General features: G+C 67.1%; 26 protein-coding genes and 1 pseudogene. 11 read left to right on the top strand and 16 right to left on the bottom strand.

Annotated features, from left to right (window positions below; genetic code table 11):
* Positions 1–35 precede the first annotated feature (35 nt).
* From VAE54_RS00975 to VAE54_RS00985, 3 genes are all read left to right on the top strand, one after another.
* Positions 36–374, top strand: coding sequence for a hypothetical protein (locus VAE54_RS00975; protein WP_322800056.1), 339 nt, complete (start codon positions 36–38; stop codon positions 372–374).
* Between the two features lie 187 nt (positions 375–561).
* Complete coding sequence (locus VAE54_RS00980; protein ID WP_322800057.1) at positions 562–2,193, top strand: M2 family metallopeptidase; 1,632 nt, start codon at positions 562–564, stop codon at positions 2,191–2,193.
* A 43-nt stretch (positions 2,194–2,236) separates the two neighbouring features.
* Entirely contained in the window at positions 2,237–3,034 is a 798-nt protein-coding gene (locus tag VAE54_RS00985) for a hypothetical protein (protein ID WP_322800058.1), read from the top strand.
* Here VAE54_RS00985 and VAE54_RS00990 read toward each other — a convergent pair.
* The 10 genes and pseudogenes from VAE54_RS00990 to merA all read right to left on the bottom strand — a co-directional run bounded on the left by VAE54_RS00990 (position 3,014) and on the right by merA (position 9,765).
* Positions 3,014–3,643, bottom strand: a complete 630-nt coding sequence (locus VAE54_RS00990; protein WP_322800059.1) for a hypothetical protein — start codon at positions 3,641–3,643, stop codon at positions 3,014–3,016. The genes VAE54_RS00985 and VAE54_RS00990 overlap by 21 nt on opposite strands.
* A 79-nt stretch (positions 3,644–3,722) precedes the next feature.
* Positions 3,723–3,977 (bottom strand): annotated as a pseudogene (locus tag VAE54_RS00995) (OsmC family protein); the annotation flags it as partial.
* A gap of 21 nt (positions 3,978–3,998) precedes the next feature.
* Positions 3,999–4,202: a hypothetical protein gene (locus VAE54_RS01000; RefSeq protein ID WP_322800060.1), complete on the bottom strand. Its 204-nt coding sequence runs from the start codon at positions 4,200–4,202 to the stop codon at positions 3,999–4,001.
* Between the two features lie 12 nt (positions 4,203–4,214).
* Positions 4,215–4,883 carry a cytochrome c biogenesis CcdA family protein gene (locus VAE54_RS01005; protein ID WP_322800061.1) on the bottom strand — a complete coding sequence of 223 codons (669 nt, stop codon included), beginning with the start codon at positions 4,881–4,883 and terminating at the stop codon, positions 4,215–4,217.
* 28 nt (positions 4,884–4,911) lie between these two features.
* The gene (locus VAE54_RS01010; RefSeq protein WP_322800062.1) at positions 4,912–5,412 is read right to left on the bottom strand and encodes a TlpA disulfide reductase family protein; all 501 of its coding nucleotides are present in this window, start codon (positions 5,410–5,412) and stop codon (positions 4,912–4,914) included.
* Entirely contained in the window at positions 5,409–5,846 is a 438-nt protein-coding gene (locus tag VAE54_RS01015; RefSeq protein WP_322800063.1) for a hypothetical protein, read from the bottom strand. Before VAE54_RS01015 ends, VAE54_RS01010 begins: the two co-directional genes overlap by 4 nt.
* Positions 5,843–6,118, bottom strand: a complete 276-nt coding sequence (locus VAE54_RS01020; RefSeq protein WP_322800064.1) for a hypothetical protein — start codon at positions 6,116–6,118, stop codon at positions 5,843–5,845. Before VAE54_RS01020 ends, VAE54_RS01015 begins: the two co-directional genes overlap by 4 nt.
* A 17-nt stretch (positions 6,119–6,135) precedes the next feature.
* Positions 6,136–6,357, bottom strand: coding sequence for a hypothetical protein (locus VAE54_RS01025; RefSeq protein ID WP_322800065.1), 222 nt, complete (start codon positions 6,355–6,357; stop codon positions 6,136–6,138).
* 975 nt (positions 6,358–7,332) lie between these two features.
* Entirely contained in the window at positions 7,333–8,103 is a 771-nt protein-coding gene (merB, locus tag VAE54_RS01030; protein WP_322800066.1) for an organomercurial lyase, read from the bottom strand.
* A gap of 9 nt (positions 8,104–8,112) precedes the next feature.
* Positions 8,113–9,765: a mercury(II) reductase gene (gene merA / locus VAE54_RS01035; protein ID WP_322800067.1), complete on the bottom strand. Its 1,653-nt coding sequence runs from the start codon at positions 9,763–9,765 to the stop codon at positions 8,113–8,115.
* Positions 9,766–9,922: 157 nt separating this feature from the next.
* Here merA and VAE54_RS01040 point away from each other — a divergent pair, with 157 nt between their 5' ends.
* Positions 9,923–12,064, top strand: a complete 2,142-nt coding sequence (locus VAE54_RS01040; protein WP_322800068.1) for a hypothetical protein — start codon at positions 9,923–9,925, stop codon at positions 12,062–12,064.
* A 94-nt stretch (positions 12,065–12,158) separates the two neighbouring features.
* On the opposite strand, the gene VAE54_RS01045 is transcribed toward VAE54_RS01040, so the two are convergent.
* The 3 genes from VAE54_RS01045 to VAE54_RS01055 all read right to left on the bottom strand — a co-directional run bounded on the left by VAE54_RS01045 (position 12,159) and on the right by VAE54_RS01055 (position 15,098).
* Positions 12,159–12,392 (bottom strand): hypothetical protein, encoded by a 234-nt coding sequence (locus VAE54_RS01045; protein WP_322800069.1) that lies wholly within the window; start codon positions 12,390–12,392, stop codon positions 12,159–12,161.
* 152 nt (positions 12,393–12,544) lie between these two features.
* The gene (locus tag VAE54_RS01050; protein ID WP_322800070.1) at positions 12,545–13,969 is read right to left on the bottom strand and encodes a DUF512 domain-containing protein; all 1,425 of its coding nucleotides are present in this window, start codon (positions 13,967–13,969) and stop codon (positions 12,545–12,547) included.
* A gap of 25 nt (positions 13,970–13,994) precedes the next feature.
* Positions 13,995–15,098 carry a DUF711 family protein gene (locus tag VAE54_RS01055; RefSeq protein ID WP_322800071.1) on the bottom strand — a complete coding sequence of 368 codons (1,104 nt, stop codon included), beginning with the start codon at positions 15,096–15,098 and terminating at the stop codon, positions 13,995–13,997.
* Positions 15,099–15,227: 129 nt separating this feature from the next.
* On the opposite strand from VAE54_RS01055, the gene VAE54_RS01060 reads away from it, so the two are divergent.
* The 3 genes from VAE54_RS01060 to VAE54_RS01070 all read left to right on the top strand — a co-directional run bounded on the left by VAE54_RS01060 (position 15,228) and on the right by VAE54_RS01070 (position 18,358).
* Positions 15,228–16,280 carry an L-threonylcarbamoyladenylate synthase gene (locus VAE54_RS01060; RefSeq protein ID WP_322800072.1) on the top strand — a complete coding sequence of 351 codons (1,053 nt, stop codon included), beginning with the start codon at positions 15,228–15,230 and terminating at the stop codon, positions 16,278–16,280.
* Positions 16,281–16,395: 115 nt separating this feature from the next.
* The gene (locus tag VAE54_RS01065; RefSeq protein ID WP_322800073.1) at positions 16,396–17,106 is read left to right on the top strand and encodes a DUF72 domain-containing protein; all 711 of its coding nucleotides are present in this window, start codon (positions 16,396–16,398) and stop codon (positions 17,104–17,106) included.
* 166 nt (positions 17,107–17,272) lie between these two features.
* Positions 17,273–18,358: a Vms1/Ankzf1 family peptidyl-tRNA hydrolase gene (locus VAE54_RS01070; protein WP_322800074.1), complete on the top strand. Its 1,086-nt coding sequence runs from the start codon at positions 17,273–17,275 to the stop codon at positions 18,356–18,358.
* A gap of 34 nt (positions 18,359–18,392) precedes the next feature.
* Here the strand turns inward: VAE54_RS01070 and VAE54_RS01075 are convergent, their stop codons facing one another.
* The 3 genes from VAE54_RS01075 to VAE54_RS01085 are packed head-to-tail and all read right to left on the bottom strand — an operon-like array spanning position 18,393 to position 21,248.
* On the bottom strand, positions 18,393–19,244 hold the full coding sequence (locus VAE54_RS01075) for an ABC transporter permease (RefSeq protein ID WP_322800075.1): 852 nt from the start codon (positions 19,242–19,244) through the stop codon (positions 18,393–18,395).
* A 25-nt stretch (positions 19,245–19,269) separates the two neighbouring features.
* Positions 19,270–20,079, bottom strand: a complete 810-nt coding sequence (gene modA / locus VAE54_RS01080) for a molybdate ABC transporter substrate-binding protein (RefSeq protein ID WP_322800076.1) — start codon at positions 20,077–20,079, stop codon at positions 19,270–19,272.
* A gap of 2 nt (positions 20,080–20,081) precedes the next feature.
* Positions 20,082–21,248: a substrate-binding domain-containing protein gene (locus VAE54_RS01085; RefSeq protein WP_322800077.1), complete on the bottom strand. Its 1,167-nt coding sequence runs from the start codon at positions 21,246–21,248 to the stop codon at positions 20,082–20,084.
* Between the two features lie 253 nt (positions 21,249–21,501).
* On the opposite strand from VAE54_RS01085, the gene VAE54_RS01090 reads away from it, so the two are divergent.
* The 4 genes from VAE54_RS01090 to tkt all read left to right on the top strand — a co-directional run bounded on the left by VAE54_RS01090 (position 21,502) and on the right by tkt (position 25,854).
* A complete protein-coding gene (locus tag VAE54_RS01090) occupies positions 21,502–22,572 on the top strand; it encodes an LCP family protein (protein ID WP_322800078.1) in 1,071 nt (356 codons plus the stop codon).
* Positions 22,573–22,617: 45 nt separating this feature from the next.
* The gene (locus tag VAE54_RS01095; RefSeq protein WP_322800079.1) at positions 22,618–23,232 is read left to right on the top strand and encodes an RNA polymerase sigma factor; all 615 of its coding nucleotides are present in this window, start codon (positions 22,618–22,620) and stop codon (positions 23,230–23,232) included.
* A gap of 6 nt (positions 23,233–23,238) precedes the next feature.
* On the top strand, positions 23,239–23,535 hold the full coding sequence (locus VAE54_RS01100) for an anti-sigma factor family protein (protein ID WP_322800080.1): 297 nt from the start codon (positions 23,239–23,241) through the stop codon (positions 23,533–23,535).
* Positions 23,536–23,826: 291 nt separating this feature from the next.
* Positions 23,827–25,854 carry a transketolase gene (tkt, locus tag VAE54_RS01105; RefSeq protein ID WP_416223749.1) on the top strand — a complete coding sequence of 676 codons (2,028 nt, stop codon included), beginning with the start codon at positions 23,827–23,829 and terminating at the stop codon, positions 25,852–25,854.
* Positions 25,855–25,899 lie beyond the last annotated feature (45 nt).

Here is a 25,899-nt window from a genome sequence, read left to right on the forward strand (position 1 = left end):
CGAAGGAACACTCCTGCTCAGGAGGAAATGGGGTGATGCGCTGGATAGAGCCGGAATGGATCACGGTCGTGGAAGGACCGACCCCCCAGTTTCAGCCGGCCCGGGAGATCTGGGCGTTTTCGATCTATGAAGGGCCGACCACCCAGCCGGTGGCGGTCTGTCAGATGCGCACCTTCAACGGCGAGAAGATGCTGGAACGCTGCCGCCGCGCGTGGGAGGAGGGCCGGCCCGTGCAGCTCGATTTCCCCGCGCCCTCCGGAGAACGCCACTGGGCGGATGTGATCGCCGCGCGGGTGGAGCACTGGCCGGAGGGCGATGTGCTGGTCCTTTGGGTGCGCCGCCCCCGTCCGATGGAGCACCCGGAGAACGCCTGAAGGACGCCGATTCCCTCCCGGGAGGCATGGGGCGAGGGGCTGGGCGCTGGGGATGATCCGCTCCGCCTCTGCAGGGTATGGGGAGAATGGGGAGGAGCCTTCAGCGCTGCCGCGACCCCCAGGCCCTCCGGGAACAGATCCACACCGTGGAGCTCGCGATGGGTTCTTCACTCTCCATGCGGAGGGAATGTGCCCGGTGATCCAGGCCCTGGAGTCCTTTATCGAGGTCCATACCCGCCAGGTGGAGCCCCTGATCATCGCCCAGTCGGAGGCTTACTGGCGCTTCACCACAACGGGACGGAAAGAGGACGAGGAGGAATACGCGCGGCTGACCGCTGCCCTCCGCAAGGTCTACGCCGATCGCCAGGCCTTCGCGCGGTTGCGCCAGTTGATGGAAGCCGCCGGTCTCCTGAAAGATGGCGCCTTCACCCCCAACCCGGAAGTTCCCCCTCTCCTCGCCCGCCAGGCCCGCATCCTCTACGACGACTTCCGCGGCCTCCAGATCGACCTTTCGCTGATCGATGCGATCACCGAGCTCGAGAAAGAAGTAGAGGGTGCATTCAATACGTTCCGGGCGACCCTGCGCGGCCGGCCGGTCACCGATAACCAGATCCGCCAGATCCTGCGGAATTCCACCGATCTCCTGTTGCGACGGGAGGCCTGGGAGGCCAGCAAACAGATCGGCGCCCAGGTGGCCGAACGGCTGCTCCGCCTGGTTGATCTCCGCAACGAAGGGGCCCGCCAGGTCGGCTTCGATAACTTCTACACGATGAGCCTGACCCTGGCGGAACAGGACGAGGGAGAACTGTTCCGACTCCTCGATCAGCTGGATCAACGCACGCGCCCTTTGTTCGCCGCCTATAAAGCCGAGCTCGACGCAGAGCTGGCCCATCGCTTCGGAGTCGACCTGCGAGAGCTGCGGCCCTGGCATTACAGCGATCCCTTCTTCCAGGAGCCCCCAGAAGTCGGCGATGGCGTGGCCCGCTTCTTCGAGGGGCGCGATCCCGTCGCCCTCTCCCGCGCCTTTTACAGCGCCATCGGGCTGGAGATCGAAGACATCCTGGCCCGGAGCGATCTTCACGAGCGGGAAGGGAAACAGCAGCACGCCTACTGCATCCACATCGACCGGAAAGGGGACGTGCGGATCCTGGCCAATCTCCAGCCCGATGCCTACTGGGCGGAGACGATGCTCCACGAGCTCGGGCACGCGGTCTACGATAAATACATCGACCGGGACCTCCCCTTCCTGCTGCGCACGCCGGCCCATATCCTCTCCACGGAGGCCATCGCCGTGCTGATGGGGCGTCTGATCCATCACCCCGCCTGGTTGCGACGCTATCTGAATCTCGACGAAGAAACCCTTCAGGGGACGCTCCCCCAGGCCCTCCGCCGCAACCGGGCCAAGCTGCTGATCTTCACCCGCTGGGTGCTGGTGATGGCTCACTTCGAGCGCGCCCTGTATCAGAACCCCCGTCAGGACCTCAACCGCCTGTGGTGGGATCTGGTGGAGGAATTCCAGATGGTCCGCCGTCCGGAGGGGCGGGATGCGCCCGACTGGGCGGCGAAGATCCATCTCAGCGTGGCCCCAGTGTATTACCACAATTATCTGCTGGGGGAATTGGCGGCCTCCCAGCTGCTGATGACTTTGCGGGCCCGGATCGGGGAGGATGAGGCCTGGATTGCCTCCCCGGAGACCGGGCGGTTCCTGATCCAGCGATATTTCCGACCCGGGCGATCGGTGGACTGGAACACCCTCATGGTCTTCGCGACCGGATACCCCCTCTCGCCGGAGCCGTTCGCGCGGGATCTTCAGGCTTAGGGATGGTCTGAGGCGTTTGAGGCGACCACCGGTGAGGGACGTAATGGCTTCCAGGATCCCATGGCTTCCGGTGATCACAGGCCTCGGCATCGCAGGGGTCCTTCTGGCGCTGACCCTGTCCTTCCTGGCATGGCGGGAAGCGCGCTTCGCCCCTTATCTCATCCTGCGCCGCAGCGCCAGCCGCCGCGCCCGTCAGTGGTTCTGGATCGCCATGGGATTGGCCCTGGGGACTGGCATCCTGAACGGCTTCGCCCGCACCGGATTCCCGCTGCCCTTGGAGATCCCCCCGCCCGGATGGCTGTCCCCGCCCCTGACCGCCACTCCTTCCCCGATCCCTTCCCCCACCGCCACTTCACTTATCGAGATCTCACCAACCCCCGCTCGAATGCCCGGTGGGACGCCTTCCCCGACGTCCTGGCCTTCCCCATCCCCCTCGCCAACCCCGCTCCCCTATCCGCCCACCCTGCTGACGCCGATCCCCCAGGCGGTGCCCGCGCCGCCCAGCGCCCGGTTCTTCGATCTCGCCCTCACCGATGCCTGCGATGAGCGCGGGCGGCCGATCCGGATCCCTACGCCGCCGCCGACCACCTTCCCCGCCGGAACGGAGCGGATCTGCGGGCGGTTCCGGGTGGAGAACATGCCAGCGGGGGCCGCCTGGACCGCGGCCTGGTATCGGGAGGGGGAACTGGAAGATAGCACCACGCTGCTCTGGGATGGCCGTCCGAACCAGCCCGGTTACATCTATAACACCCGGCCCAACGGCTTCCCGCCTGGGCGATGGGAGGTCCGTCTTTATATCGAGGACCGCCTGCAGATCCGCTTAGCGTTCGAGGTGCGATGAAAGATCCCGCGATCCCACCGCGCAGCATGAATCGTCGCTAGGGATCGCCGCGGCAACCCCTTCCGCCTCCGCCTGAAGGCCCGGCGGGAGATCCGCTGCCATCGCCAGCCCCTTGCGCAGGACAGCCTGCACATGGTCCCCACAACAGCGCCCGGAGGGATTCCGGATATGACACTCCGTCCCCGTCCGGGCTTTCGTGTAAGCCTGGATGTCCTTGATGGAATCGCAGCAGCGCTTGACCACGATCTCATAGAGGATGGTCTGCTCATCCACGCCCTTGCAATAGCAGACGGGGACAGGAGCCTCCAGGCGCTTGATCCCCACCGGAACCTGGAGATCCTCCAGGGCGAAGTAGAGGCCTTCCCCGTTGTGGAAGTAGACGATGGGACAAGTCGGGGTCTCACAGAAATGAAAGCCCGCATCCCGGATCTTGTCGAAGTGCCAGCCCCGGATCATCCGCTCCAGGGTCCAGCGCCGGATCCGGAAGGGGAACCGCCCGCCGCAGACCGGACACATGGTTTCCGCCTGCGCGGGATCCTGAGCCGCCAGGGCGGCATAGGCCGGATCCACCGGCAACAGCCGTCCGGAAACCGTGGTGAGATACGCCATGAGAGCCTCCGCCTTTCAGAGCTTGAGGCATGTCCTTGCCGCCTATCCGCCCCTCTTTCCTTAATGCCATCCCTCGGATTCAGGGCCCCTCCGGGATCAGCTCCAGCTCGGTAGTGATGGCCACACTGTCTCGAATGGTTCGCGCGACCGGGCAGTAACGGGCATGGAAGCCATGGACACGACGGGCAGTCTCCATTTGAGAGGGAGCGATGCGCAGGCGATAGGTTACATGGATCCGCCGCAGGACCAGGACCTTGTCCTCCTTTTCGATCTCTCCCACCGCTTCGGCGATCAGCCGACCCTCCCCCGCTGGGATCCCGCGCGCTTCCAGCGCGCCGCCAAAGGTCCCGGTGAGTCAGCCCGCTGCCGCCGCGACCAGATAATCCAGGGTGGTGGCATGGGGTTCATAGGCCTGGGGATCCACGCCGTAATGCTGGGCGACTTCCGAGTGCACTCCGAAGAAGATCGGCTGGGGCTCACTGGGGAGAAAGGCCCGCCGCAAGGGGCCCTTCACGCGCTCAATCCGGACACGGGATCGATACACCACCGTCTCGCTCATGGCAGTCTTCGATCATAAAAGGATACGCCCCCAATAGTAAACCAAATAAAGCCCGGCTCCCAGCAGGAGCAGCACCCCGGCCGTCTCCACGACGGGGGCCAGGCGGCGAAGCCCCCGGGCCAGCGGACGTCCAATCAGGGCCAGGGCCAGGGAGAGGGCGACGAGCACCACCCCCATCCCCAGCCCATACAGCAGGATCAGGAGGAGCGCCTCTCCACTGCTCCGCCGGGCCAGCGAAAACCCCACCAGGGCTAAGAAGAGGGGAAGCGTGCACCCCAGGGAAGCGAGGCCATACGCCACCCCGAAGCCGAACCCGGTCCATCGGGAGGAGCGCTCCCCCGCACGAACTTCCAGAGGGATCCCGGGGAGGGGCCAGGGCCGCCCGACGAGCCGGGAGAGGGCGAGAAGGACCAGGATCCCGCCGACCCCCAGGCCCAGGAAAGGGGACCAGCGGGTGAGGGTTCTCAGGCCCATCGCCAGGGCGAACCCCGCCGCCACAAACAGACCGGTGCAGCCGGCCGCCATCGCCAGCCCCATCCTGACAGCCTCCCGCACCGAAAGACGCCCTCCCGTCCGCGCCAGGGCATAACCCACATAGGCCGGAAGCACCGCCATGCCGCATGGGTTGAGGGTGGCCATCATCCCGGTGATCACCGCATAGAAAGCCAGAGCAAGGTCCATGGAAAGACCTCCGGATCCTGGGCTCCTGCTAACGGGAGGCGGGCGGGAGGATCCGCGCCACCTGGGCTGCCAGCGTCTCATACGAAGTAGGGATCTCATCCCGGAAGACGATCCGGCCCCTCGGATCGATGATCACCGTCGTGTCCAGCCGGGTCACCCGGTAGGCCAGCGCCACGGCGTTCTCCCGATCGAAGGCCCATACATAATCCGGGCTCCCCGCCGCCTCCCGGAAGGCCATCAGGGCCTCCGGGGTGCTGGTCGGATCCACGTCCAGGGCCACGATCACGACCCGATCCCCCACGCTCTGGTGAAGGCGGGCCAGCGCTCGAGCCTCCGGAATGCACGTGCCGCACCAGTAGGCCATAAAGAAAAGCACCACCGGCTTGCCCTCGCCCAGGGCCCGGGAAAGCGTAAAAGTTCCCCCTCCCAGGGTGGGCACCGTGAAATCCGGCGCGGGAGCCTCCCCCCTGCACCCGACGAGGACCAGCCCGATCCCCAGCCCGATCCCGATCCACCGGGGCGCTTTCATGGACGCACCTCCAGGCCCTGCAATGCGAAGAGCACCGGGAGATCCTCCGCCGTGAGCTGATCCGGCTCATATTCCACGATCAGACGATCCCCTTCCAGGAGGATCCTTCGGATGCCGGGCATGCTTTCCAGCCGGGTGATCACCTCCGGGAGCGGACGCGGGGGACAGCACGGAGAGGGGATCGTCCGGAAGGACGTGTAAATCTGGCGCGCCACCCGCTCCGGAGCCGCCGTCCCCTGGGGCGCCGCCGTCGGGAGAGCCTGGCGCTCCCCTTGCTCCGGGGACGAATCGGACAAACGAGTGGCGGGAGTCGCTTCCCACCGGAGGGCGGAGGAGGAATCCGGTGGGATTTCAGACGGAACAGAGGGTCGGGCGCAGGCGGCCAGGAGCCCCATCGCCGTCAATAGGAGAACGCGCCATCGGGCTCGCCTCATCGCCGGAACCTCCTGGAGGAAGAACGGACGGAACGGCATACCCCACTGGAAGACCCTCGGCGGCCCCCCGGGTCGACCGTGGCCAGCACGAGGCCGCCCAGGAAAAGCACCCCGGAGACCGCCGCCAGGACCTCCATATGGGTGGAGAGATACGATCCCAGGGCGGTCCCAGCCAGCAGACCCAGAAGCAGAGGGGCCGTCACCGGCAGATGGCATGGACAGGTCACCAGCGCCAGCGCCAGCCCCATGCCTCGGCGAAGGTTCTCGAGCATACAAGCCCCCTTTCCGCTCAGCAGCAACCGCCTCCTCCGGACTCCCCCGAACCCCTCAGGGCGCGCCACAGCCGCTGCCAGAACCCGGGATGGGTGCGCGGATACCGCTCCGCGTGCCACGGATGGCAGAACGCCTTCCCATGGGCGAAGACCGGGGTCCCCTCAATCGGAGCCCCGCACTCCGCGCAACGAAGCGCCGTTTTTCCGATCTCCCGATCAATTCCAGCCTCCTGCTCCATCCCTGCCTCCTTTTCGCGAATCAGAGAAATACCCACAGCAAACGAAGGATCCGCTGGATTCCACGCCGATCCTCCAGCGGAATCGATCGGCCAGCGGAGGGCTGGAGCCCATCAGCTCGCCGCAGGAAGGGATCCCCGCTTCGGATTCCCGGCAGATCGCTTCGATGATCCGCTCCGCCAGCGGCCCGGGGCCCTGTTGTCGAATCTCCTGGCGGATCCACCGATCCCGCTGGATCTGGAAGGAGAAGGGCTCCCACAGGCTGTCGATCTGGAAGCCTCCCTGGATCGGTCGAAGCCGGGGAAGCGTCAGCGAGCCCAGAGGGACGATCTGCTGGAGGGCCAGGTCCTCCCGCCGGAGGATCCATCCCTCCAGGACCTCCCCCCGATCGCCGAGAGCCAGGCCCCATGTTCCCTCGGGAGCGATCGCCGTGAGGACCAGCGTCCCATCAAACGGCAGCGACCGGATGGCCCGGGCTCTGAGAGCGGGAAGAGACCAGGCCTCCAGCCTTTGGTTCCAGGCGATCCAGAGCTCCCGGCCGTCTGGAGCGAACGCGATCCCGGGAACCTCCCTCCTGCCCGGCGCGGGATCCCAACGGTAGAGGATCCCCCCCTGAGCGGGGTCGAACAGGAGGACCCGGCCTTTGAGCGTGACGCCCGCGGCAACCCGTCCATCCGGCGCGATCGCCAGTGCGATGACCGTGTCCGAAGGTTCGATGCGGAGCAGGCGCCGCTTCCCCAGCTCTGGCGAATAGACCCACACGGCATCGCCCCCCACCAGCGCCCAGCGGCCATCGGGCGTCATCGCCAGCGGAGGAGGCAGGCAACACCCAGGAGTTCCCATCCGGATGTGAGCCCGCACTCGCCCGGAACGCCCCTCCACCGCCAGGGCATCGATGATGCCGTCCCGCTGAAACGCCAGCCAGATCCACCTCCCCTGGGGAGCTACGATGGCCGAGGCCAGCGCCGGGCGGAAAATCAGGGTCCACCCATCCGGCCCCGGTGCCAGCCAGAAGGATGAAAGCGGGCTTTGGGAAGGGATGGCCAGCACCAGAGCGAGGACGGGGATAGGGATCGAAGATCGGGCCCGGGTACGGCGACGCAACAACCGATCCCTCCCTCCCATCGCAGATAGGGCATGATCCGCTGCGCCAGCCGGAAGGCCTCTGGAAGCGAGAACAACGCCAGGACCGGATCCCAGGGACCGCCGGGCTGGAACAGGCGCGGCGAGGCGAGAAAAACCGTTCGCTGGCAGAACGCCGCCCGGATGCCCGCTCCAGGCCCGGGGGCTGCCAGGACCAGGACGGCTTCCACCGGCTCGATCGCCCGGATCCCCGCGGGGGAGATCGTAAAACGGATGGGCTGTCCGGTCCGCGCGCACGAGGCCTCCACCCGGGCCTCCCGCTGCAGGCAGAGCGGGAAGAGCAGGGTGTCCAGCGCGCACCAAGTCCATAGGGACCGTCCCTCCCACTCCAGGCGGAACGGCGTAGGGCGGAGGGTAAGGCCCCAGCCGATCAGCCGCCTGGCCTCATCCCATTCGACCGCCGGGTCCTCCTCCAGGGCCGCGCGGACGGTCTTTACGGGCCATCCGACCGCCTCCGCCAGGCGCTCCAGCGGGACCGGCTCCCCGCGGGCGAGCAGCTGCAACGCCGCCTCAAACAGCGGCCCGCGGTCCAGGGCCCAGCCACGACCGCTCAGCTCCATCATCAGCCGATGGGCCAGATGCTCCAGATCCGGGGTTCCTGTCATCTTGCCCGCCTATCCCGCGCAGCAGCTCAGCCGGGCCACATCCCGCGTGAACGATTGGGCCGCCAGCCGCAGGCCCTCCGACCAGGTGAGATACGGGAAGAGGGTGCGACCGAGGTCGTGGACCGTGTATCCCGCCTGGAGGGCGATCAGGCCGGCGGCGATGGCCTCCCCGGCCTGGGGCATCACGAGATGGACGCCCAGCAGCCGATCGGTGGCTGCATCCGCTATCAGCTTGATCACCCCATGGGTCTCGAAGGCGATGCGCGCTCGCGGCACCGCGTCCAGCGAGAGCAGGATGGCCTTGGGAGTCTGCCCCTGTTCCCTCGCCTGTGCCTCCGTCCATCCGACGGAGGCGACCTCCGGATCCGTGAATGTCAACCGGGGGACAGCGCTCAGATCCAGCATCCGGTGGTTGCCCAGCAGGGCGTTCTCCGCCGCTACCGTCCCGCTGGCCGCGGCGACATAGACGAACATGGGCAGGTCCGCGCAGTCGCCGGCGGCGTAGATCGAAGGATTCGAGGTTTGCATATAGGGGTTGATCCGGATCTCCCCCCTCGGCCCCACCGCCACCCCGACTGCCTCTAGCCCCAGATCCTGGGTGTTCGGGCGGCGGCCGGTGGCCATCAACAGCTGCTCCGCGGAGACGATGCGGGTTTCCCCGTCTTTCTCGAAAGACACCTCATAGCGGCCGTAGGAGCGAGCCACCCGGATGATCTTCACGCCGGTGTGGAAGACCATGCCCTCGTCCTCCAGAGCCCGTTGCAAGGCCGCGCTGATCTCCGGCTCCTCGAAGGGGACGATGCGGGGCAGGGCCTCCAGGACCGTGACCGCCACGCCGGCCCGGGCGAAGACCTGGGCCAGCTCCAGGCCCACCGCGTTGGCGCCGACCACGATCAGGGAGCGGGGCAGCTCCCGCAGGGAAAGGGCCTCAGTACTGGTGAGATACCCGGCCTCCGCCAGCCCGGGGATCGGCGGGACCCACGGCCGGGCACCGGTGGCCAGAATCACCCGCCCCGGCGCATAGGTCGTGCCGTTCACCACCACCGCCCCGCCCTCGGCCAGGCGAGCGCGGCCCCGGATCAGGGTGATCTGGGGATAGGCAGCCAGGACCTCCTCATATTTCTCCCGGCGCATGTCCGCGACGAGGGCCTCTTTCTGTGCGATCAGCTCTGCCCAGTTCAGGGCCCCCCGGGCGGTGGCCAACCCCCGGAAGCCATGGGCGCCCGCCCGATGGTAGACCTCCAGGGCGCGGATCAAGAACTTCGACGGAACGCAGCCCACGTTCACGCAGGTCCCACCCAGAGTCCCTGCCTCGACGAGGGCCACGCGGGCGCCCAGCTCGGCGGCGCGGATGGCCGCGGCGAAGGCGGCCGATCCCCCGCCGATGATCATCAGATCGAAGCGATGATCCCCGGCCGGCGGGGGAGGGAGGTCCATGGGCTCGGACTGCCGCACACGGGCCCGATAACCGGCGCGAGCCACCGCCTCCTCGATGGCGGAAGCGGGAACCTCTCCCTTCGCGATGGCCTCCGCTTCCCCGGAGGACCAGTGGGGGACATGGGCGGAAAGCACCCCCGGCACGGATCGCAGCACCCGCTCCACGTGCCGGGCGCAATCGTCGCAAGTCATCCCCTGCACCTCCAGATTCAGACGAACCGGCATATGAACCCCCTCGCTTTTATCCCCCTCCCGGGGATGGGGACTGTAGCCATGATAATCCGATGGGGCGGGAATGTCAAATCCGGGGATGGATCTTCGTAGGCCGGCTGCGCGGCGTGTTACCATGTAAGGCATCCAGACTGGCAAAGCGTGCCCTCCCATGGATCCCCGATGGCGAACCGTGATCCAGCGCGTCGGCGGCTGGCTGATCCCGCTGGGAGTCTGGTTCCTGTGGCTCCACCAGGCCTGGCCCGCCCGCGGGTTCTTCCGGAGCGCACCGGCGGGAGAGGACACCCTGGAGGTGATGTGGGCCCTCGCCTGGTATCGGCGGGCGCTCTTCGAGCAGCATATGTCCCCGCTCTTCCACCCGCTGGCCTTCGCCCCGCAGGGCTGGCATGTGGCCAAGCTGCACCATGGCCCCTTCCTGATCGGCCTGATGCTCCCCTGGGCGCTGCTCGGCGGGGATGCCTTCGCAGTCCATCTGTTCGGATGGCTGGCCTACTCCCTGGCCTTCCTCGGCGCTTTCCGCCTTGCCCACCGGTTCGCCCGGGATCGCTGGCTGGCCACGGCGGCCGGGATCGCTTACGCCATGTTCCACGGAAGCCACGCGGCCATGCGGATCTACGGGGATTACCTGCCGGTCGCGTGGGGGGCGGGTGGCCTGGCCCTGATGGCCTGGGCCCTGGAGCGCGCCCGGGAGGGCGGATGGAAGCCTCGCTTCCTGGGGCGGGCGGGGCTCCTCTGGGGGCTGGGGATCGCCGGCAACCCTTACCTTGTGCTCCTGGGCGGGGTGCTGGCCCTGATTTACGCCTGGAAAGCATGGCGGCATGGATATCTCCGGCGCTTCCTGGTTTATGGGCTCGGGACCGCGGTGGTCATCGGCGGCCCATGGCTGGGTCTCTGGGTCCGTGCCATTCAGCAGGATCAGATGCTGGGTCAGACCCTGGAAACCGCGCGGGGCAACGGATATCCGTGGGTGGACGTCCTGGTCTGGAACCCGTATCATCCGTGGGAGCCCGAACCCTCATCCCGGCCCGATCGTCCGATCCTCACCCTGGGCCTTCTGCCGGCGGGAAGCAGCCTGATCGGCCTGGGGTGGAGCTGGCTCGCCCGCCGGCGGCTGCGGAGTCACGGGCTGCTGCGGGCGGCGGCTATGGGGGCGCTGCTGGCCACCGGGATCGTCCTCCGGGCTGACGCGCCGCTCTCGATCCCTGCGATCCCTGGGGTGCGAGATGTCTATGAGGGGATCTGGCGGATCGGCCATGTCCGGAAGCCGGAGCTCTTCCGGGAGCCGGCCCTGCCCGAGGACTGGGCGCATCAGGCCCTCACCCCTTTGCTGCTGCTATGGGCCGTGGTGCCGTTCTACGAGGCCGCGGGGACGGTGTGGCGGTTCATCGCCCTCACCGCCCTGGGGCTGTTCACAGGCGGCGCGGAGGCCTGGTCGCGGATCGCCTCCCGAGGGCTCCGGCGAGGGCTGGCGGCCCTCTGGCTCCTGGAGGCCCTCATGCGGCCGATCCCTATCCTCCCGTGGCCCTATGTGCCCCATCCCGCCTTCGAGTGGCTGCGGCAGAACCCGGAGCCCGGGGCGGTGATCGATGCCTTCGCCGATTACACGCCGGGGCTGCATCTCTCACGGGTGGCCGTTATGGCCACAGAATATCACCGGCGTCCAACGATGTCGGGCTTTCCCCCGTTCCATCCCCGCTGGATCGAAGCGTTGCAGCGGGGACGCGGGTTGCTGTTCCGGCACCGACCGGACGGGCTGGGCCGGCACGGCTTCCGCTTCCTGGTGGTTCATCATCCCCCACCAGACTGGCGGAAGTGGGGCTGGCCCTTCCCGCTCATCGGATGCTTCGATCCGCCGCCGGTCCCATCGCCCTGGGACTATCCGATCTGCATCTTCCGCATTCCGGATCGCGGGGAGCCGGAGATCACCAACCTCCTGTTGCTCGACGGATGGTCGGGGCCGGAGGCATGGGGGCTCTGGGCCGAGGGGACGGAAGCGCGGGCGCTGTATCTAACGGAGAGGGGAGGAGAGCCAGCCACACTGGAGGTGGTGGCGTTCCCGCTGTGCCGGGCGGGGGAGGTCCAGCGGATGGAAGCGTTCTTCAACGGACGGCGGCTGGGGGAGGAACGGTTCCCCGACTGCGGCGAGCGACAGATCCGCTGGGAGATCCCAGCGGAGGCGATCCGGCGGGGCGTGCACGAGGTGCGGTTCCGATTCGCCTACGCGGTGCCCCCATCTACGGGAGATACGCGCGCGCTGTCGGTGGGCTTCCGCCGGATCTGGGTGGTTCGGTGATCCCCCGGAAAGGGGGAAGGCGGGTCGGCCGCAGCAGGCGTTAGGCGACTTCTGGCATGGGCAACCTTCCACACGTGCTTCCAGCAGACATCATCTATGGCTTAGACTCCAGCGCCATTAATGCTCGCTTTGCCTCCTCCGGCAATTCCACAGGCACAAACATAGATGCCGGATAGAGATAGCCATCCGGCTCCGATCGATCCTCATCCACGATGCGAATCATCCCGTGCGCCTCCGCATCGGGATCCGGCAGCTTACGATACACTTTGCCGACGATCAGACTGGCCGGATTGCTCTCATTGTTGATGCAGATTACAAATTCGCTCATCCCAAAGTCCTCTTGATCAGGACTTACGCACTTGCTGATGTGGCACGGGCTGCCAAGCCTGCATCATTCTCCTTTTGGCGTGGGGCAACTGCTCGCAGTTGCCCCACGCCACTTAAGTCATGATCTTGCACTCCTTCCTAAGACCACTGGGATTATGCCGACCCGGCTGGCACGGGAATGCCCTCTGGATCGGGATAGAAGACACGACGGGCGCGCCCTTCCAGGGCATCCAGGACGTCGCCCATGGTGTCCGCCAGGGCGATCGGGCGACCCAGCGCGCGGGCGATGTCCAGGGGCGTGCGGTCATCGAGGGAGACCCCTGCTGGATGATCGAACATGATGCGGGGGAGGATCACCAGATCTCCAAGCGGCCGGGCAGCGAGCTGGGTGATGATGTCCTCCGCCATCAGCAGGCCCGCCACCGTGATCGTTTCCCCCAACCGCGTGTTCACAATCGGGATCACGTCCAGGGCCGCCCCGGTGCAGGCGTTGAAATCCCTGGCGGCCCAGGCCAGAACCGGCGCAAACAGGGTGCCAGTCGCCAGGGTCGCCCGACGTCCGGCAAGGCCCTCGATCTTCCGCCGGCGCAGGATCCGTTTCACCCGCCGGTAGTCCTCCAGGAAATCCCGCACCATCCCCAGGCCGTTCTCCTGAAGCCGGAGCCCATCGTAAGCCGCCTTCGAGGGAACCGGCCGCCCGGTGAGGAGATACCATTCGTCCGTGGCGTAGACGAAGCGAACCCCCAGGCGACGGCGGAAAATCCGCTGCCAGGCATGCACCGCTTGCAGCACCTGACGGGCTTCTTCCACCGTGTGGGGACGCACGCCGTAACGCTGGAAGCGGGTCACCCCCACAGGGACCACGCTGACGGAGCGCACCTGGGGCCAGAGGGTCGCCAGATCAAATACGCTGCGCTCCAGATGTTCCCCATCGTTGAGGCCCGGCGTGACCACGATCTGGGTGTGCATTTCGATGCCGTGATCCGCCAGCCAGCGCAGCTGGGCCATGATGTCGGGGGCGCGGGGATTCCGTAACACCCGCCGCCGGACCTCCGGATCCGTGGCATGGACAGAGATATAAAGAGGGGACAGGCGCTGCTCCACGATGCGCCGCCAGTCGCGGGCCGTGAGATTGGTGAGCGTGACGAAGTGCCCATACAGGAAGGAGTAGCGATAATCATCGTCCTTGATGTAAAGGGTGCGGCGCATTCCCTTCGGCGTCTGGAGCACGAAACAGAAGGTGCAGAGGTTGTTGCACCGCCGGATGTCGATGTCAAAGGTCGGATGCGCAAAGGTTAGCCCCAGGGGCTCTCCCTCCGCCCGGGGCCCGCTGAGGACATGTCGCCTCCCCTCCCGCAGGATCTCGACGGCGACGAAATCCTCCGCGGCGTAGAAGTGAACATCGATCACATCTTCCACGGGGCGCCCGTTGACACGCAGCAAAAGATCCCCCGCCTGGATCCCGACGCGAGCGCCCCAGCTGTCGGGGTCCACATGAACGATCCAACCGGCCGGCTCCTGCGCCCGGGGCCGGTCCGGGATGCAGAACTCCGGCGGGACGAATAAGGCGGAAGACATGCGGCGGCCTTTCCTCAACGTAGATTCAAATCGGCATCACCGCCGATGGCGCGAGATAGGCGAAATCGAACCGGACGGGATCCCCTGGTTCCCGGCCCGGGATCGGCATCAGCCGAGCGGTGAGGGGCTTCCCCAGACGAACACTGAGCGCGCGCAGGTCCTCCAGCACTCGCGCCAGCTTCTCCTCCGGAACGGATCCGGGTAAGGGAAGGGTATCCAGCCCGGTCCCGCACACCGTGGAATAAAGCAGCAGATCCCTGAGCTGGAAACGGTGCTCCGCCGCCCGCTGGGCCAGGATCGCATCCTCGAGAACCGGTAGCATGATCCCACAGAAACCGGTCCGGGGGAAATCCGCCCCCTGCACCGCTGCCGCCAACCCGGCCACGGCCGTCAGGGTCCCGCTCTCGCCGAAAGGAACGCCGCTGAGGAGCTCGATGGCGGCCCCGATGCTGCGCTCCGGCTCCGGAAAAGGGGCCAGGGAGAAATCGATCCCCGCGAAGCGGGCGGAGAAAGCGGCGGCAACGGGGCGGAGGAGATGGGCCAGATGGCGGCCGCTCGCTTCCACCTGAGCCTGCAGCATGGCCTGGGCCGCCCCCGGATCCCGGGCGGCGCGGGCGGTTTCCACGGCCAGATCCGCCGCCTCGGTCGCCAGGGCGATGGCCAACGGCCCGCCGTCGTGATAAGCCGCCGGGAAGAACGGGCACAGGGGAGGGACGCCCGCCAGCGCGGCGAACCGGAGGTTGGCGAACCCATCGGGAGCCACCGCGGCGTTCTCCCGAATGATCCGCGCCGCCACCCATACGGCATCGCGATCCGCCAGCCGGATGGCGGCAAAGGTCCGCTCCGTCTCGGCAAACAGGCGAGGGATCTCCAACGCCAGCGACCCCAGGGGGCCCAGGCTCAGGTAATCGAACCCGGCCTCCCGCGCCATCGCCTCCCACTCCCGGGCCTGACGGAGAAAATCCGCCGCTTTCATGGAATCCTCCAGGGGCGGCAACGCCAGGCGCATCGTCTGGACTTCGTAACCGGCGCGGGTGAGGGCCTCGCGCGCGGCCTGCGCCAGGGCTCCCGCCCGCGCCAGCTCCCGCGGGTCCCACGCAATGAAAACCGTCACGGCGCGGATGCGCATGGATCCCTCGCTCCCGGGGGATGTGCCCGCCACGCTTCATTTTGCGCTTCCTTCCCATCTCCTTCAAACTTCAAACCGGATAGGGCCTGTACGGTGGGTCTCAATGGGGGCCGGAGGCGGAGGGTGTTCATGACCCGGGTTGTTCCCATGGATCCCCAGCATCCCGATCCGGAGGTCATCGCCCGGGCGGCGGAGATCCTGCGGCGGGGGGGACTGGTGGCTTTTCCCACCGAGACCGTCTACGGGCTGGGCGCAAACGGCCTGGACCCGAATGCCCTTGCGCGTCTGTTTGAGGCCAAAGGACGGCCGGCCACGGACCCGGTGATCCTGCACATCGCCGATCTGGATGCGTTGCCCCTGCTGGCGCGGGAAATCCCCCCGGCGGCATGGACCCTGGCCCGGCGCTTCTGGCCGGGCCCGCTGACCATGGTCCTGCCAAAGCAACCCGTGGTTCCCGATCTCGCCACCGCGGGGCTGCCGACCGTGGCGATCCGGATGCCGGCCCATCCGGTCGCCCTGGCCCTGATCCGCGCCGCGGGAGTGCCCATTGCCGCGCCCAGCGCCAACCGGTTCGGCCACACCAGCCCGACCACCGCCCCGCATGTGCTGGAGGATCTGGAAGGACGGATCGACATGATCCTGGATGCCGGGCCTGCTCCCATCGGGGTGGAATCCACGGTCGTCGATCTCACCCGACCCGTTCCCACCATCCTGCGGCCGGGAGGGCTTCCCCGGGAGGACCTGGAGGAAACCCTCGGGCCGGTGGCGGTGTTCGATCGCTCTCTGACGGGCCCGGCGCCGGCCCCCGGGATGCTGCCCAAGCACTATGCCCCCCGAGCCGAGATGGTGGTTCTAATCGGGCCGGGGGACTGGATCCGCCTGCGCCTCCGAGAGCTGGCCACCCGGTATCTCCAGGAGGGCTATCGGGTGGGTTTGCTGATCGCGGAAGAGGATCGGCCGGCGGTGGCGGACCTGCCGGCGGAGATCGCGACGCTGGGATCGGAGCGGGATCTGGCAGGGATCGCCCGGCGGCTGTATCCCGCCATGCGGGATCTGGACGCCCGGGGGCTGGATCTGATCCTCGCACGGGATTTCGGAACCCAGGGACTGGGCCTGGCCATCCGGGATCGGCTGGTCCGCGCCGCCGGGGGGCGGGTGATGCGCGCGGAAGATTCGCCGTAAGGCCTGCCGCGGCCGGTTTTCCCCAGGGACGCTGGGGCCAGACCTGCCCCTGGCCCCGAAAGCCCTTCGGAAGAGGCCAGCGGCGTCAACTCCTTCCGATGGAACCCGCGCCGGGATGTGGCATATCGGCTGCTGTGGATTCCCGAAATCCCGGTCCGTTTACTTCCGGACCTTTCAGGTGGTGGAGGTCCAGCAGACCTTTTACGACCCACCTCAGCCGAGGACCCTCCGACGCTGGCGGGAGGAGGCGGGCCCTGATTTCATCTTCACGATGAAGGCCTGGCAGCTCATCACCCACCCGGCCAGCAGCCCCACCTATCGTCGGCTCCGACGCCCCCTGGCTCCGGAAGAGCGCCCGATGGCCGGCCTGTTCCAGGCGACCCCGGTGGTCGAGCGGGGATGGGCCGCCACCATCGAGGCCGCCGAGGCGCTAATGGCGGCGGTGGTGGTGCTCCAGTGCCCGCCCTCCTTCAGGCCCACACCGGAGCATCTCCGAAATCTCGAAGCGTTTCTGGAGCGCATGGGGGAGGTTCCCTTTCGGATCGCCTGGGAACCCCGAGGGGATTGGCCGGACCCGGTGATCCGACGGATCTGCGAACGCTACGGACTGATCCACGCGGTGGATCCCTTCGCCCGTCCTCCCGTCACCCGCGAGATCGCCTATTTTCGCCTCCACGGGCGGACCGGATACGCCTACCGTTACACGGATGCGGATCTGGAGGAGCTCTGGAACCGATGTCAGGGATTCCGCGAGGTCTTCGTGCTGTTCAATAACGTGTCCATGTGGGAGGATGCGCTGCGGTTCCGACAGCTGGTGGAGAGGTAAAGAGGTAAAATAGAGATGAGCGGCTGGATCTCCCGTGAGGACTTCGGGGGCCATCCCGCCTCCTGGATCCGGTCAAAGAATTTCGCGGATGGGGCGAGATCGCGCCCTGCTTTCCCCTTGGCCTGCTGGGTCGCAGGGAGGAGGGAAAACGGTTTGGGAGGTGGTCATGCTGAGCGAACGGGATCTGCGCGAATTGGCCGCGCTGGAAAGCCCCCAAGCTCCGATCCTCAGCCTCTACCTCGATGTGGATCCCCGCCGCCAAACCAAGGATCATTATCGATTGAACCTACGCCATCTGCTGGAGCGTGTGGAAGATCAGATCCCCCGGGCGGATCGCGAGGCGGTCCAGCGCTTCGTGGAGCTGGAATATGACGGGTCCGGGCGGGGGCTGGCCATCTTCTCCTCCCATGGCCTGGGGCTCTGGCGGGTGTTCTCGCTGGCCGTGCCCACCCCGAACCTCGTCTTCGCTGGCCGGAAGCCTTACGTCTTCCCCCTGGCCAAGTTGTGGGATGCTTACGGGCGCTTTCTGGTCGCGCTGGTCGATAAGACCCGGGTCCGCCTGCTGTTTTACCAGATGGGGGAGCTGCAGGAGACGCTGGAACTGCGCGGGGAGCCCATCAAGCGCCACAAACAGGGGGGGTGGGGCGCCGAGAAACTTCAGCGCCACGAAGATGAAGTCGCCTACCGCAACCTGAAAGAGGCCGCTGAGCTAACGGTGAGCTTCTGCGAACGGCATCAGCCCCGCTACCTGCTCCTCGGCGGCGCCGACCCCACCGTTGTCGAGTTCCAGGAGCTCCTCCCTCGCCCCTGGGGCGATCGGATCGCGGGGACGATCCCGGGGGATCGCATGTCGGATGAGGGGGAGATCCTGGAGGCGGCCCTGCGGATCCTCCAGCAGGTCGAGCGCCGCCGGGAGTTCGCGCTGGTGGACGCGGCGATCACGGCGGCAGCCAAGGGCGGCAACGGTGTGATCAACCTGGAAGATACCCTGCGGGCCGCGGCGGAAGGGCGGGTGCAGGTGCTGCTGGTGGCGGACGGCTTCCATGCCCCCGCCTACCGGTGCGCCGGCTGCGGCTTTCTGACCACTGTGCCTCGCACGGCCTGCCCGTTCTGCGGCGCGGCCTTCGAAACTCTGCCCGACGCCGTGGACTGGATGATCGCGGCCGTGCTGGAGAACGGCGGCCAGGTGGAGATCATCGAGGGCCACCCCCGGCTCCAGGAATTGGGGACGGCCGCCCTGTTGCGGTATTGAGGGGAACGCCAGACCAGGGCCCCGGGGCGTTCCGCTACAGGACAGGCGGGATATCCTCCCGGCTTCCCAGCAGCAGCCAGGCGCCGAGGAGGATGACGAAGGCGAACAATGTGAGCATCCCGGTCAGCAGAAGGGCCGCCCCCAGATCGCGCTCCATCGCGGTCAGGATGGCGAGGGGCATGGTCTGGGTGCGCCCTGGCATGTTCCCGGCGAACAGGTAGGTGGCCCCGAACTCCCCCACCGCTCGGGCCCAGCAGAGCAGCAACCCGGAGAACAGCCCCGGAAAGGCCAGGGGCAACGTCACATGCCGCAGGATCTGCAGGGCAGAGGCCCCGTCGACGGCAGCAGCCTCCTCCAGCTCCCGCGGCACCATCATGAACCCCAGGCGCGCCCCCCGGATGTAGAAAGGAGCCGAGATGAACAGCTGAGCGACCACCACCCCGGCCGGGGTGAACGGAAGCGTGATCCCCATCCCTTCCAGGAGCGGGCCCAGCGCCCCCCTCCGCCCGAAGGTCAGCAGCAGCAACACCCCGGCTGCCGTCGGCGGGATGACCACCGGCAGCTCCACCAGACCTTCCAGGAAGGCTTTGCCCGGGAACCGCCGTCGGGCCAGCAGATACGCCAGCGGGGTCCCCGCCCCGATGGCGAGCAGCGTGCTCCCCGCGCTGGTCTTCGCCGTGAGAACCAGGGCCTGGCGGACCAGATCGGAGGCGGCGGCGGGCCAGGGAGACTCCCGGAGGAGATAAAGCGCCATGATCAGCAGGGGGCTGCTCAGGAACAGCGCCAGAGGAAGGCTTCCCGCCCACCACCAGAAAGCGGAGGCCGCGCGGATCCCCGGCCTCCCCACACCAGGGCGCACAAACGGGATACGATGAGGCCACACCATCGCCGCCTCTCCGGGTTGGATTCGCCTACGGAGGACCAAATCCCCAGCGCCGCATGATCTCCTGGCCTTGAGGGGAGCGCAGCAGCTCCACGAAAAGACGTCCGGCCTCCGGATGAGGCGCCCCCTTCAAGAGGGCGATCGGATAGCGGGCGATCACGTTCAGCGCATCCGGGATCTCCACCACCTGCACCTTCTCCCGATAGGCCGACGTGACATCGGTGCGGTAAACGAAGGCCGCGTCCGCCTCCCCCAGGGCCACGCGGGAGAGGGCGGCTTTGACATTGGGTTCCGCGGAGGCCACGTTCCGAAGCACCCGCTCGGCGAAATCCACCCCGTAAGCCGGATCCTTAGAGGCGCGGGCCAGCACCTCCCGAGCATAGGCCCCGATAGGGACCTCCGGACCCGGCATGGCCAGACGGAGACCAGGACGCGCCAGGTCCACGAGGGCGGTGACGCGACCGGGATTGGAGGCCGGCGTCACGATCACCAGGCGGTTGGTGGCGAAGATCCATGGGCCCTCCGCCACCCGGCCGGCCTGTTTCACTTCTTCCATGTTCTTCTCATCGGCCGAAGCGAAAAGATCCGCGGGGGCGCCCTGCAGGATCTGGGTTCTCAGCGCAGAGGAGGCGCCGAAGTTGAACGTAACCTTCGTCCCGGGGTGCTGCTGCTGGAAAAGCGCGGCCAGTTCCTGGAAAGGATCCGTCAGGGAGGCGGCCGCGAACACGATCAGCTCCCCTTCCGGCGAGGGAGTGCCCGCCGGAGAAGGGAGGATGCCCTTCCCCGCGCATGCTCCCAGGATCCACACAACCAGCAGAGCCATTCCAGGGCGGCGCATATTTACCTCCTCCTGGAGTGTGGGGATAAGCGGCTCAGATGGGCCACCAGGGTGCCGGCAGGGCGCGGATCAAAGCCGCCGATGACCTCCAGCTCCTCCCGAAAGCGGCGGCTGCTCAACACCTCCAGAAAAGCCTCCACCTCGGGAGTCCCCAGCAGCTCCTCCGGGATGACCAGATCGTAACGGGATTCCGCCAGGGGAAGGAACGCCAGGCCAAAGGCGCGGGCGACCGGAAGCACCCCAGGCCCGGCGTCGGCCAGGCGGGCGGCCAGGGCCGCGGCCACCGTTAGATGATCCCGGGCCTGCCATCGCAACCCGGGGAGGGCGGAGGCCGGGATGCCTTCCCGGCGAAGCTGCCACACCAGCACCCGCTGGCTGCCCGCGCCTCCTTCCCGCCCGATGATCCGCAGGTCCGGCCGGGTCAGATCCTGTAGACGCCGGATCCGCCCAGGGTTTCCCGGAGGCAGCATCACCCCTTCGACCCAGCGGGCCATCGCGAAAACCGCCACCGGACGCCCGGCCAGCGCCCGACGGACCGCTGGGAGATTGTCCTCCCCGCGCACCGGATCCCAGAGATGGGTGCCGGCGATGTGGAGCTCCCCCCGGGCCAGGGCCTGCAAGGCAGACCGGCTGTTCATCGGGATCCAGCGCACTCGATACTCCGGGAAACACGCTTCCAGGTGGGCGGCCAGCAGGGCCAGGGCCGGATTGCATCCCCCAATGAGCAGCGTCCGTTCCAACATCGAGGAGGAGATCGGGAGGGCGATCCGAACCTGGCCGGGTCGCCCGCCTTCCACCACCCGGCCATCCGCCGCGATATGGAAACCCCACATCTCGTGCAACGGCCAGGCGATCCAGCGCCCGCCCACCCGGCCGAGGCACACCCGAAGCGCGCCCGGTTGGATCAGACCTGCCCGGAGAGGCCACTCTGCTTCCAGCAACGGAGGGGGAGCCCGGACAGGGAACAGATCTTCCACACGGCAGGAGAGAACCTGCGCCAAACGAAGCGCCACCGCCACATTGGGGAGATACCGGCCCGCCTCGATGGCGCTGAGGGCCTGCCGGCTTAACCCTGACCGTCGGGCCAGCTCGGCCTGGCTCAACCCGCGCTGCTGCCGGATCTCCCGCACCCGGCTCTCCCATCCCTCCAGCTCCACCCGTCGTCCCATCGCCTCCCCCACCGGAACGAACCACGAATTCAGCGACATTGTATATGATTTGCGACATAAGATCAAATATCATTAACAAGAGGCGGGGATGGGTGGAGAGCACATCAGCCCGGCCCTCTCGCCCTGAGATCCTTCTTCGCTGCGATGGATGAGCGGCAGATGGATTACAATAAGGGGTTGGCCCCGGAAGGCTGGGAGGAACGGTGGGACAGCCCTCCGGGGGCGGATTGGAATCTGCAACGGGAGGAACACGGTGAAGTCCGTGGCGTCGACCGCTTCCCGCCCGGCTTCCGGCGGGCGGTATTATCGGCTCTTCATCGCCGTCCTGCTGGCCTCCACGCTGCTTTCCACCTGGCTAGGGATCGCGGTGGTGATGGCCGCGCGCGCCCAGCGCTGGCGGGCGATGGCCGGCGGGGGAGGATCTGGAGGTGGTCCCCTGGGCCTGCCGCCCATCTCGGAGGTGGGGCGGATGCTCAACCCGATCGAGTGGCTCAACCCGGCGCCCGCATGGCCCGTCCCCGGCCGGCTGAATCTCCTGGTGCTGGGGGTGGATCGCCGGCCCGATGAGCAGGACATCCCGGTCCGTTCCGACGGGATCATGCTCATCGGCCTGGATCCCATCAGCAACACGATCTCGGTGCTCTCCATCCCCCGGGATCTCTACGTGCCCATCCCGGGGTTGGAGGAGCGCGGGATCTCCCAGAGCCGGATCAACACGGCGTGCTTCTACGGCGACTATTACCATCTCGGCGGATGCGGGGAGCTGGCCAAGCGGACAGTGGCCTACAACTTCGGCGTCCCGGTGCACCGCTATATCATCCTGGATTTCAACGGCTTCAAGCGGATCATCGACCTGGTGGGCGGGATCGATGTGGACGTCCCCCGCACCATCGTGGACAACGCCTACCCCACCGATGACTACCGCACGGAGCGCCTGGTGATCCCGGCCGGGCGTCTCCATATGGATGGGGAGCTGGCGTTAAAGTATGTGCGGACCCGGCATGCGGACAGCGATTTCGGGCGGCTGAAGCGACAGCAACAGGTGCTGATGGCCCTGCGAGCGAAGGTCCTCTCCCTTCAGGCCCTGCCCCAGATCCCGGAGATCCTCCGGACCCTGGGGGACTCGGTGCAAACGGATCTCACCCTCCCGGAGATGCTGGCCATCGCCCAGTTCGCTCGCGGGGTGCCGGAGGAGCGCATCCGCCTGCTTGCCGTGGAGCCCTCCATGGTCCGCCCCTGGCAGACCCCCAATGGGGCCGCCGTTCTGATCCCCAACCGGCAAGCGCTGGCGACGCTGATCGAGGCGTTTAACTGGGAACGATAACGCGCCCGGACCGGCAACGGTTCAAACTCGGGAGAGGTATACGTCATGCCGATAGCCCGGCGGATGAAGGGAGAGCTCTCGGAAGCGGATCTGCTCGACGCGTTGCGGCGGGGAGACCGTCAGGCGTTCGCAGCGGCGATCGATCGGTGCGGAGACGTGATCTATCACGTCGCGTACCGGCTGCTGGGCAGCCGGGAGGAAGCGGAGGATGTCCTTCAGGAGACGTTCCTCCAGGCTTTCCAGCATCTCAAGGACTTCCGCGGGGAAGCCCGGCTGTGCACCTGGCTCTACCGGATCGCCTATAACCTGGCCCTGATGCGACTGCGCCGGAAGGAGCCCGAAACGATCTCCATCGATCAGCCTATCCTCCTGGAGGACGATGAGGAAATCCCCCGGGAGCTCTTTGACTGGTGCTGCCTGCCCGAGGAGGAGCTGCTCCGCGCGGAGCTCCGATCCGTGCTGGATGAAGCCATCCACAGCCTGCCGGCGAGCCTGCGGACCGTGTTTCTGCTGCGAGATGTGGAGGGCCTGTCGACCGAAGAGGTAGCTCAGATCTTGGGGATTTCCACTGATGCGGTGAAGGCCCGCCTGCACCGCGCCCGCCTGCAGCTGCGCGAACGGCTTTCGCGATATTTCGCCGAAGAGTTAACAGGGAGGTAACCCGGGATGCCCCTATCGAAACGCTGCGAGGAATGGCTGGGCCAGATCTACCTCTACCTGGACGGGGAGCTTGCCGAGCATCTCTGCCGGGAGCTGGAGCAACACCTGAGGGAATGCCCGGATTGCCATGTGGTTTTCAACACGACGCAGCGAACTATCGAGCTCTACCGTCGGTATGGTCGGATCCCGATGCCGGGGGAAGCCCGGGAGCGCCTGTTCCGAACGCTGGGGCTGGAGGACCTGCTTCGGCAGGCATCCGGATCCGGGGGATCGGAACGCGGTGTTAACGAAATGTTCACATAGCTCGCTTAAACTATAAGGTGGCTGCGCCCATCGACGAATCCCGGGCCGGCCAGGGGGGTGAGAGCGATGCGGCGGCTGGATCTCTGGCGCACGCAGGCGGAGGCGCGGATCCCGCACCTCCTCGCGGGCCCGGAGGGCCTCCAGCTCGTCGCGCGCCCGCTCGACCTCCTGGCCCGGTGGGGGGAGGTGATCCGCGCCCCGCCCCTCCGGCATGAAACGGAACCCGAACGGCTGTCTTCCAGAGGCGCCTGGAACGCGCTGAGTTCCACAAAAAATACAGCGAGGCCGCGGATGATCATCTCGGAAGGAACATCGAGGCTTCCTACCCTGAACCCCGAATTGGATCAGCTGTGCGTGAACGCCATCCGCGCCCTGGTCATGGACGCGGTGGAGCAGGCCCGCTCAGGCCATCCCGGGATGCCCATGGGGATGGCCGACGCAGCCTATGTGCTATGGCGTTACGTGATGCGCCACAATCCCCGCAATCCCCTCTGGCCTAACCGGGATCGCCTGGTTCTCTCCGCCGGGCACGGCTCGATGCTGCTTTACGCCCTCCTTCATCTTTCCGGCTACGATATGCCGATGGAAGAGATCCAGCGGTTCCGCCAGTGGGGCAGCGCCACACCCGGTCACCCCGAATATGATCCCCACCGAGGAGTGGAGACCACCACCGGGCCGCTGGGCCAGGGGTTTGCCAACGCTGTCGGGATGGCTCTGGCGGCCCGTCTCCTGGCCGAACGCTTCAACCGTCCAGGGTTTCCTATCGTAGATCACTTCGTCTATGTCATCGCCTCCGATGGCGATCTGATGGAGGGCATCTCCCACGAAGCCGCCTCCCTGGCCGGCCACTGGGGGTTGGGGCGGCTGATCGTCCTCTACGACGACAACGACGTCTCCATCGATGGCCCCACCGACCTTGCCTTTACCGAGGATGTGGCCGGTCGCTTTCGGGCCTACGGCTGGCACGTGCTGGACCTCGATGGCCATGACCGCGCGGCGGTGGCCCAGGCCCTGGCGGAGGCCCAGCAGGTGGAGGACCGGCCCTCCCTGCTGATCTGCCACACCCATATCGCTTATGGAAGCCCGAATAAGCAGGATCGGGCGGAAGCGCACGGCGCGCCCCTGGGAGCCGATGAGGTGCGCCGCACCAAAGAGCGCATGGGATGGCCCGTGGAGCCCCCCTTCTACGTCCCGGAAGCCGTTTACGCCCATATGCGGAGGCTTATGGAAGAGGGGGCACAATGGGAGGCGGAGTGGCGGGCCCGATGGGAGGGATATGCCGCCGCCTACCCGGAGCTTGCCGCGGAATGGGAGCGCTGGTGGCGGGGGGAACTGCCCGAGGGCTGGGAGGAGGCGATCCCCACCTTCCCGCCTTCCTCTGACGGGATGGCCACCCGCGCGGCCTCCGGGAAGGTGCTGAACGCCCTGGCGAAGGTCATCCCGAACCTGGTAGGAGGCAGCGCGGATCTCATGGAATCCACTCAGACTTACCTGCATGGGTTCCCGGCCATCGGCCGCGGACGCTTTGACGGCCGGAACATCCACTTCGGCGTGCGGGAGCACGCCATGGGCGGCATCCTCAACGGGATGAGCCTGTATGGCCCCTTCCGGGTTTACGGCGGCACCTTCCTGGTGTTCAGCGACTATATGCGGCCGAGCATCCGCCTGGCGGCGATGATGGGCCAACCGGTCATCTATATCTTCACCCATGACAGCATCGCCATAGGGGAAGATGGGCCCACCCATCAGCCGGTGGAACACCTGACCGCCCTGCGGGCCATCCCGAACCTCTGGGTGATCCGGCCGGCCGACGCCAACGAGGTGGCCGAGGCCTGGAAGGTCGCTCTGCGCCGGCGTGACGGACCCATCGCCCTGATCCTGACCCGGCAGAAAGTCCCGATCTTCGATCGCCGTGGGCTGGCCCCGGCTTCCGAGCTGGCGCGAGGCGCCTATGTGCTGGCCGAGGCCCGGGATGGGAAGCCCGATCTAATCCTGATCGCCACCGGCTCGGAGGTGGCCCTGGCCATCGCGGCGCGGGAGCAACTGGAGGCTCAGGGGATTCGGACCCGGGTGGTCAGCATGCCCTCGTGGGAACTCTTCGAGGCCCAGCCCGAGGACTACCGGCGCGCCGTGCTCCCACCGGGAGTTCCCCGTCTGGCCATCGAGGCGGGGGTCCCGTGGGGATGGTATCGCTATGCGGACGCCGTGATCGGGCTGGAGCGCTTCGGCGCCTCCGCGCCCTACCCGGAGGTTTATCAGCGCCTCGGCTTCACAGTGGAACGGATCGTCGAAGAGGCGGGACGTTTGATCGGGCGATAGAGGAACGCCCCCCCCTCCGGGATCCCATCTCTGGAAAGGGGCGGA

Source organism: Thermoflexus sp. (assembly GCF_034432235.1).
Classification (GTDB): domain Bacteria; phylum Chloroflexota; class Anaerolineae; order Thermoflexales; family Thermoflexaceae; genus Thermoflexus.

Bases quoted from the DNA above. Each gene is read 5' to 3' on its own strand.
- VAE54_RS01005 (WP_322800061.1), bottom strand. From the start codon at position 4,883: ATGGACCTTGCTCTGGCTTTCTATGCGGTGATCACCGGGATGATGGCC.
- VAE54_RS01070 (WP_322800074.1), top strand. From the start codon at position 17,273: ATGCTGAGCGAACGGGATCTGCGCGAATTGGCCGCGCTGGAAAGCCCC.
- VAE54_RS01015 (WP_322800063.1), bottom strand. From the start codon at position 5,846: ATGAGGCGAGCCCGATGGCGCGTTCTCCTATTGACGGCGATGGGGCTC.
- tkt (WP_416223749.1), top strand. From the start codon at position 23,827: ATGATCATCTCGGAAGGAACATCGAGGCTTCCTACCCTGAACCCCGAA.
- merB (WP_322800066.1), bottom strand. From the start codon at position 8,103: ATGACAGGAACCCCGGATCTGGAGCATCTGGCCCATCGGCTGATGATG.
- VAE54_RS01085 (WP_322800077.1), bottom strand. From the start codon at position 21,248: ATGGGACGACGGGTGGAGCTGGAGGGATGGGAGAGCCGGGTGCGGGAG.
- VAE54_RS01000 (WP_322800060.1), bottom strand. From the start codon at position 4,202: ATGAGCGAGACGGTGGTGTATCGATCCCGTGTCCGGATTGAGCGCGTG.
- VAE54_RS01060 (WP_322800072.1), top strand. From the start codon at position 15,228: ATGACCCGGGTTGTTCCCATGGATCCCCAGCATCCCGATCCGGAGGTC.
- VAE54_RS01095 (WP_322800079.1), top strand. From the start codon at position 22,618: ATGCCGATAGCCCGGCGGATGAAGGGAGAGCTCTCGGAAGCGGATCTG.
- VAE54_RS01050 (WP_322800070.1), bottom strand. From the start codon at position 13,969: ATGTCTTCCGCCTTATTCGTCCCGCCGGAGTTCTGCATCCCGGACCGG.
- VAE54_RS00985 (WP_322800058.1), top strand. From the start codon at position 2,237: ATGGCTTCCAGGATCCCATGGCTTCCGGTGATCACAGGCCTCGGCATC.
- VAE54_RS01020 (WP_322800064.1), bottom strand. From the start codon at position 6,118: ATGCTCGAGAACCTTCGCCGAGGCATGGGGCTGGCGCTGGCGCTGGTG.
- VAE54_RS00990 (WP_322800059.1), bottom strand. From the start codon at position 3,643: ATGGCGTATCTCACCACGGTTTCCGGACGGCTGTTGCCGGTGGATCCG.
- VAE54_RS01100 (WP_322800080.1), top strand. From the start codon at position 23,239: ATGCCCCTATCGAAACGCTGCGAGGAATGGCTGGGCCAGATCTACCTC.
- VAE54_RS01040 (WP_322800068.1), top strand. From the start codon at position 9,923: ATGGATCCCCGATGGCGAACCGTGATCCAGCGCGTCGGCGGCTGGCTG.
- VAE54_RS01045 (WP_322800069.1), bottom strand. From the start codon at position 12,392: ATGAGCGAATTTGTAATCTGCATCAACAATGAGAGCAATCCGGCCAGT.
- VAE54_RS01055 (WP_322800071.1), bottom strand. From the start codon at position 15,098: ATGCGCATCCGCGCCGTGACGGTTTTCATTGCGTGGGACCCGCGGGAG.
- VAE54_RS00975 (WP_322800056.1), top strand. From the start codon at position 36: ATGCGCTGGATAGAGCCGGAATGGATCACGGTCGTGGAAGGACCGACC.
- merA (WP_322800067.1), bottom strand. From the start codon at position 9,765: ATGCCGGTTCGTCTGAATCTGGAGGTGCAGGGGATGACTTGCGACGAT.
- VAE54_RS01065 (WP_322800073.1), top strand. From the start codon at position 16,396: ATGTGGCATATCGGCTGCTGTGGATTCCCGAAATCCCGGTCCGTTTAC.
- VAE54_RS01010 (WP_322800062.1), bottom strand. From the start codon at position 5,412: ATGAAAGCGCCCCGGTGGATCGGGATCGGGCTGGGGATCGGGCTGGTC.
- VAE54_RS00980 (WP_322800057.1), top strand. From the start codon at position 562: ATGTGCCCGGTGATCCAGGCCCTGGAGTCCTTTATCGAGGTCCATACC.
- VAE54_RS01025 (WP_322800065.1), bottom strand. From the start codon at position 6,357: ATGGAGCAGGAGGCTGGAATTGATCGGGAGATCGGAAAAACGGCGCTT.
- VAE54_RS01075 (WP_322800075.1), bottom strand. From the start codon at position 19,244: ATGGTGTGGCCTCATCGTATCCCGTTTGTGCGCCCTGGTGTGGGGAGG.
- modA (WP_322800076.1), bottom strand. From the start codon at position 20,079: ATGCGCCGCCCTGGAATGGCTCTGCTGGTTGTGTGGATCCTGGGAGCA.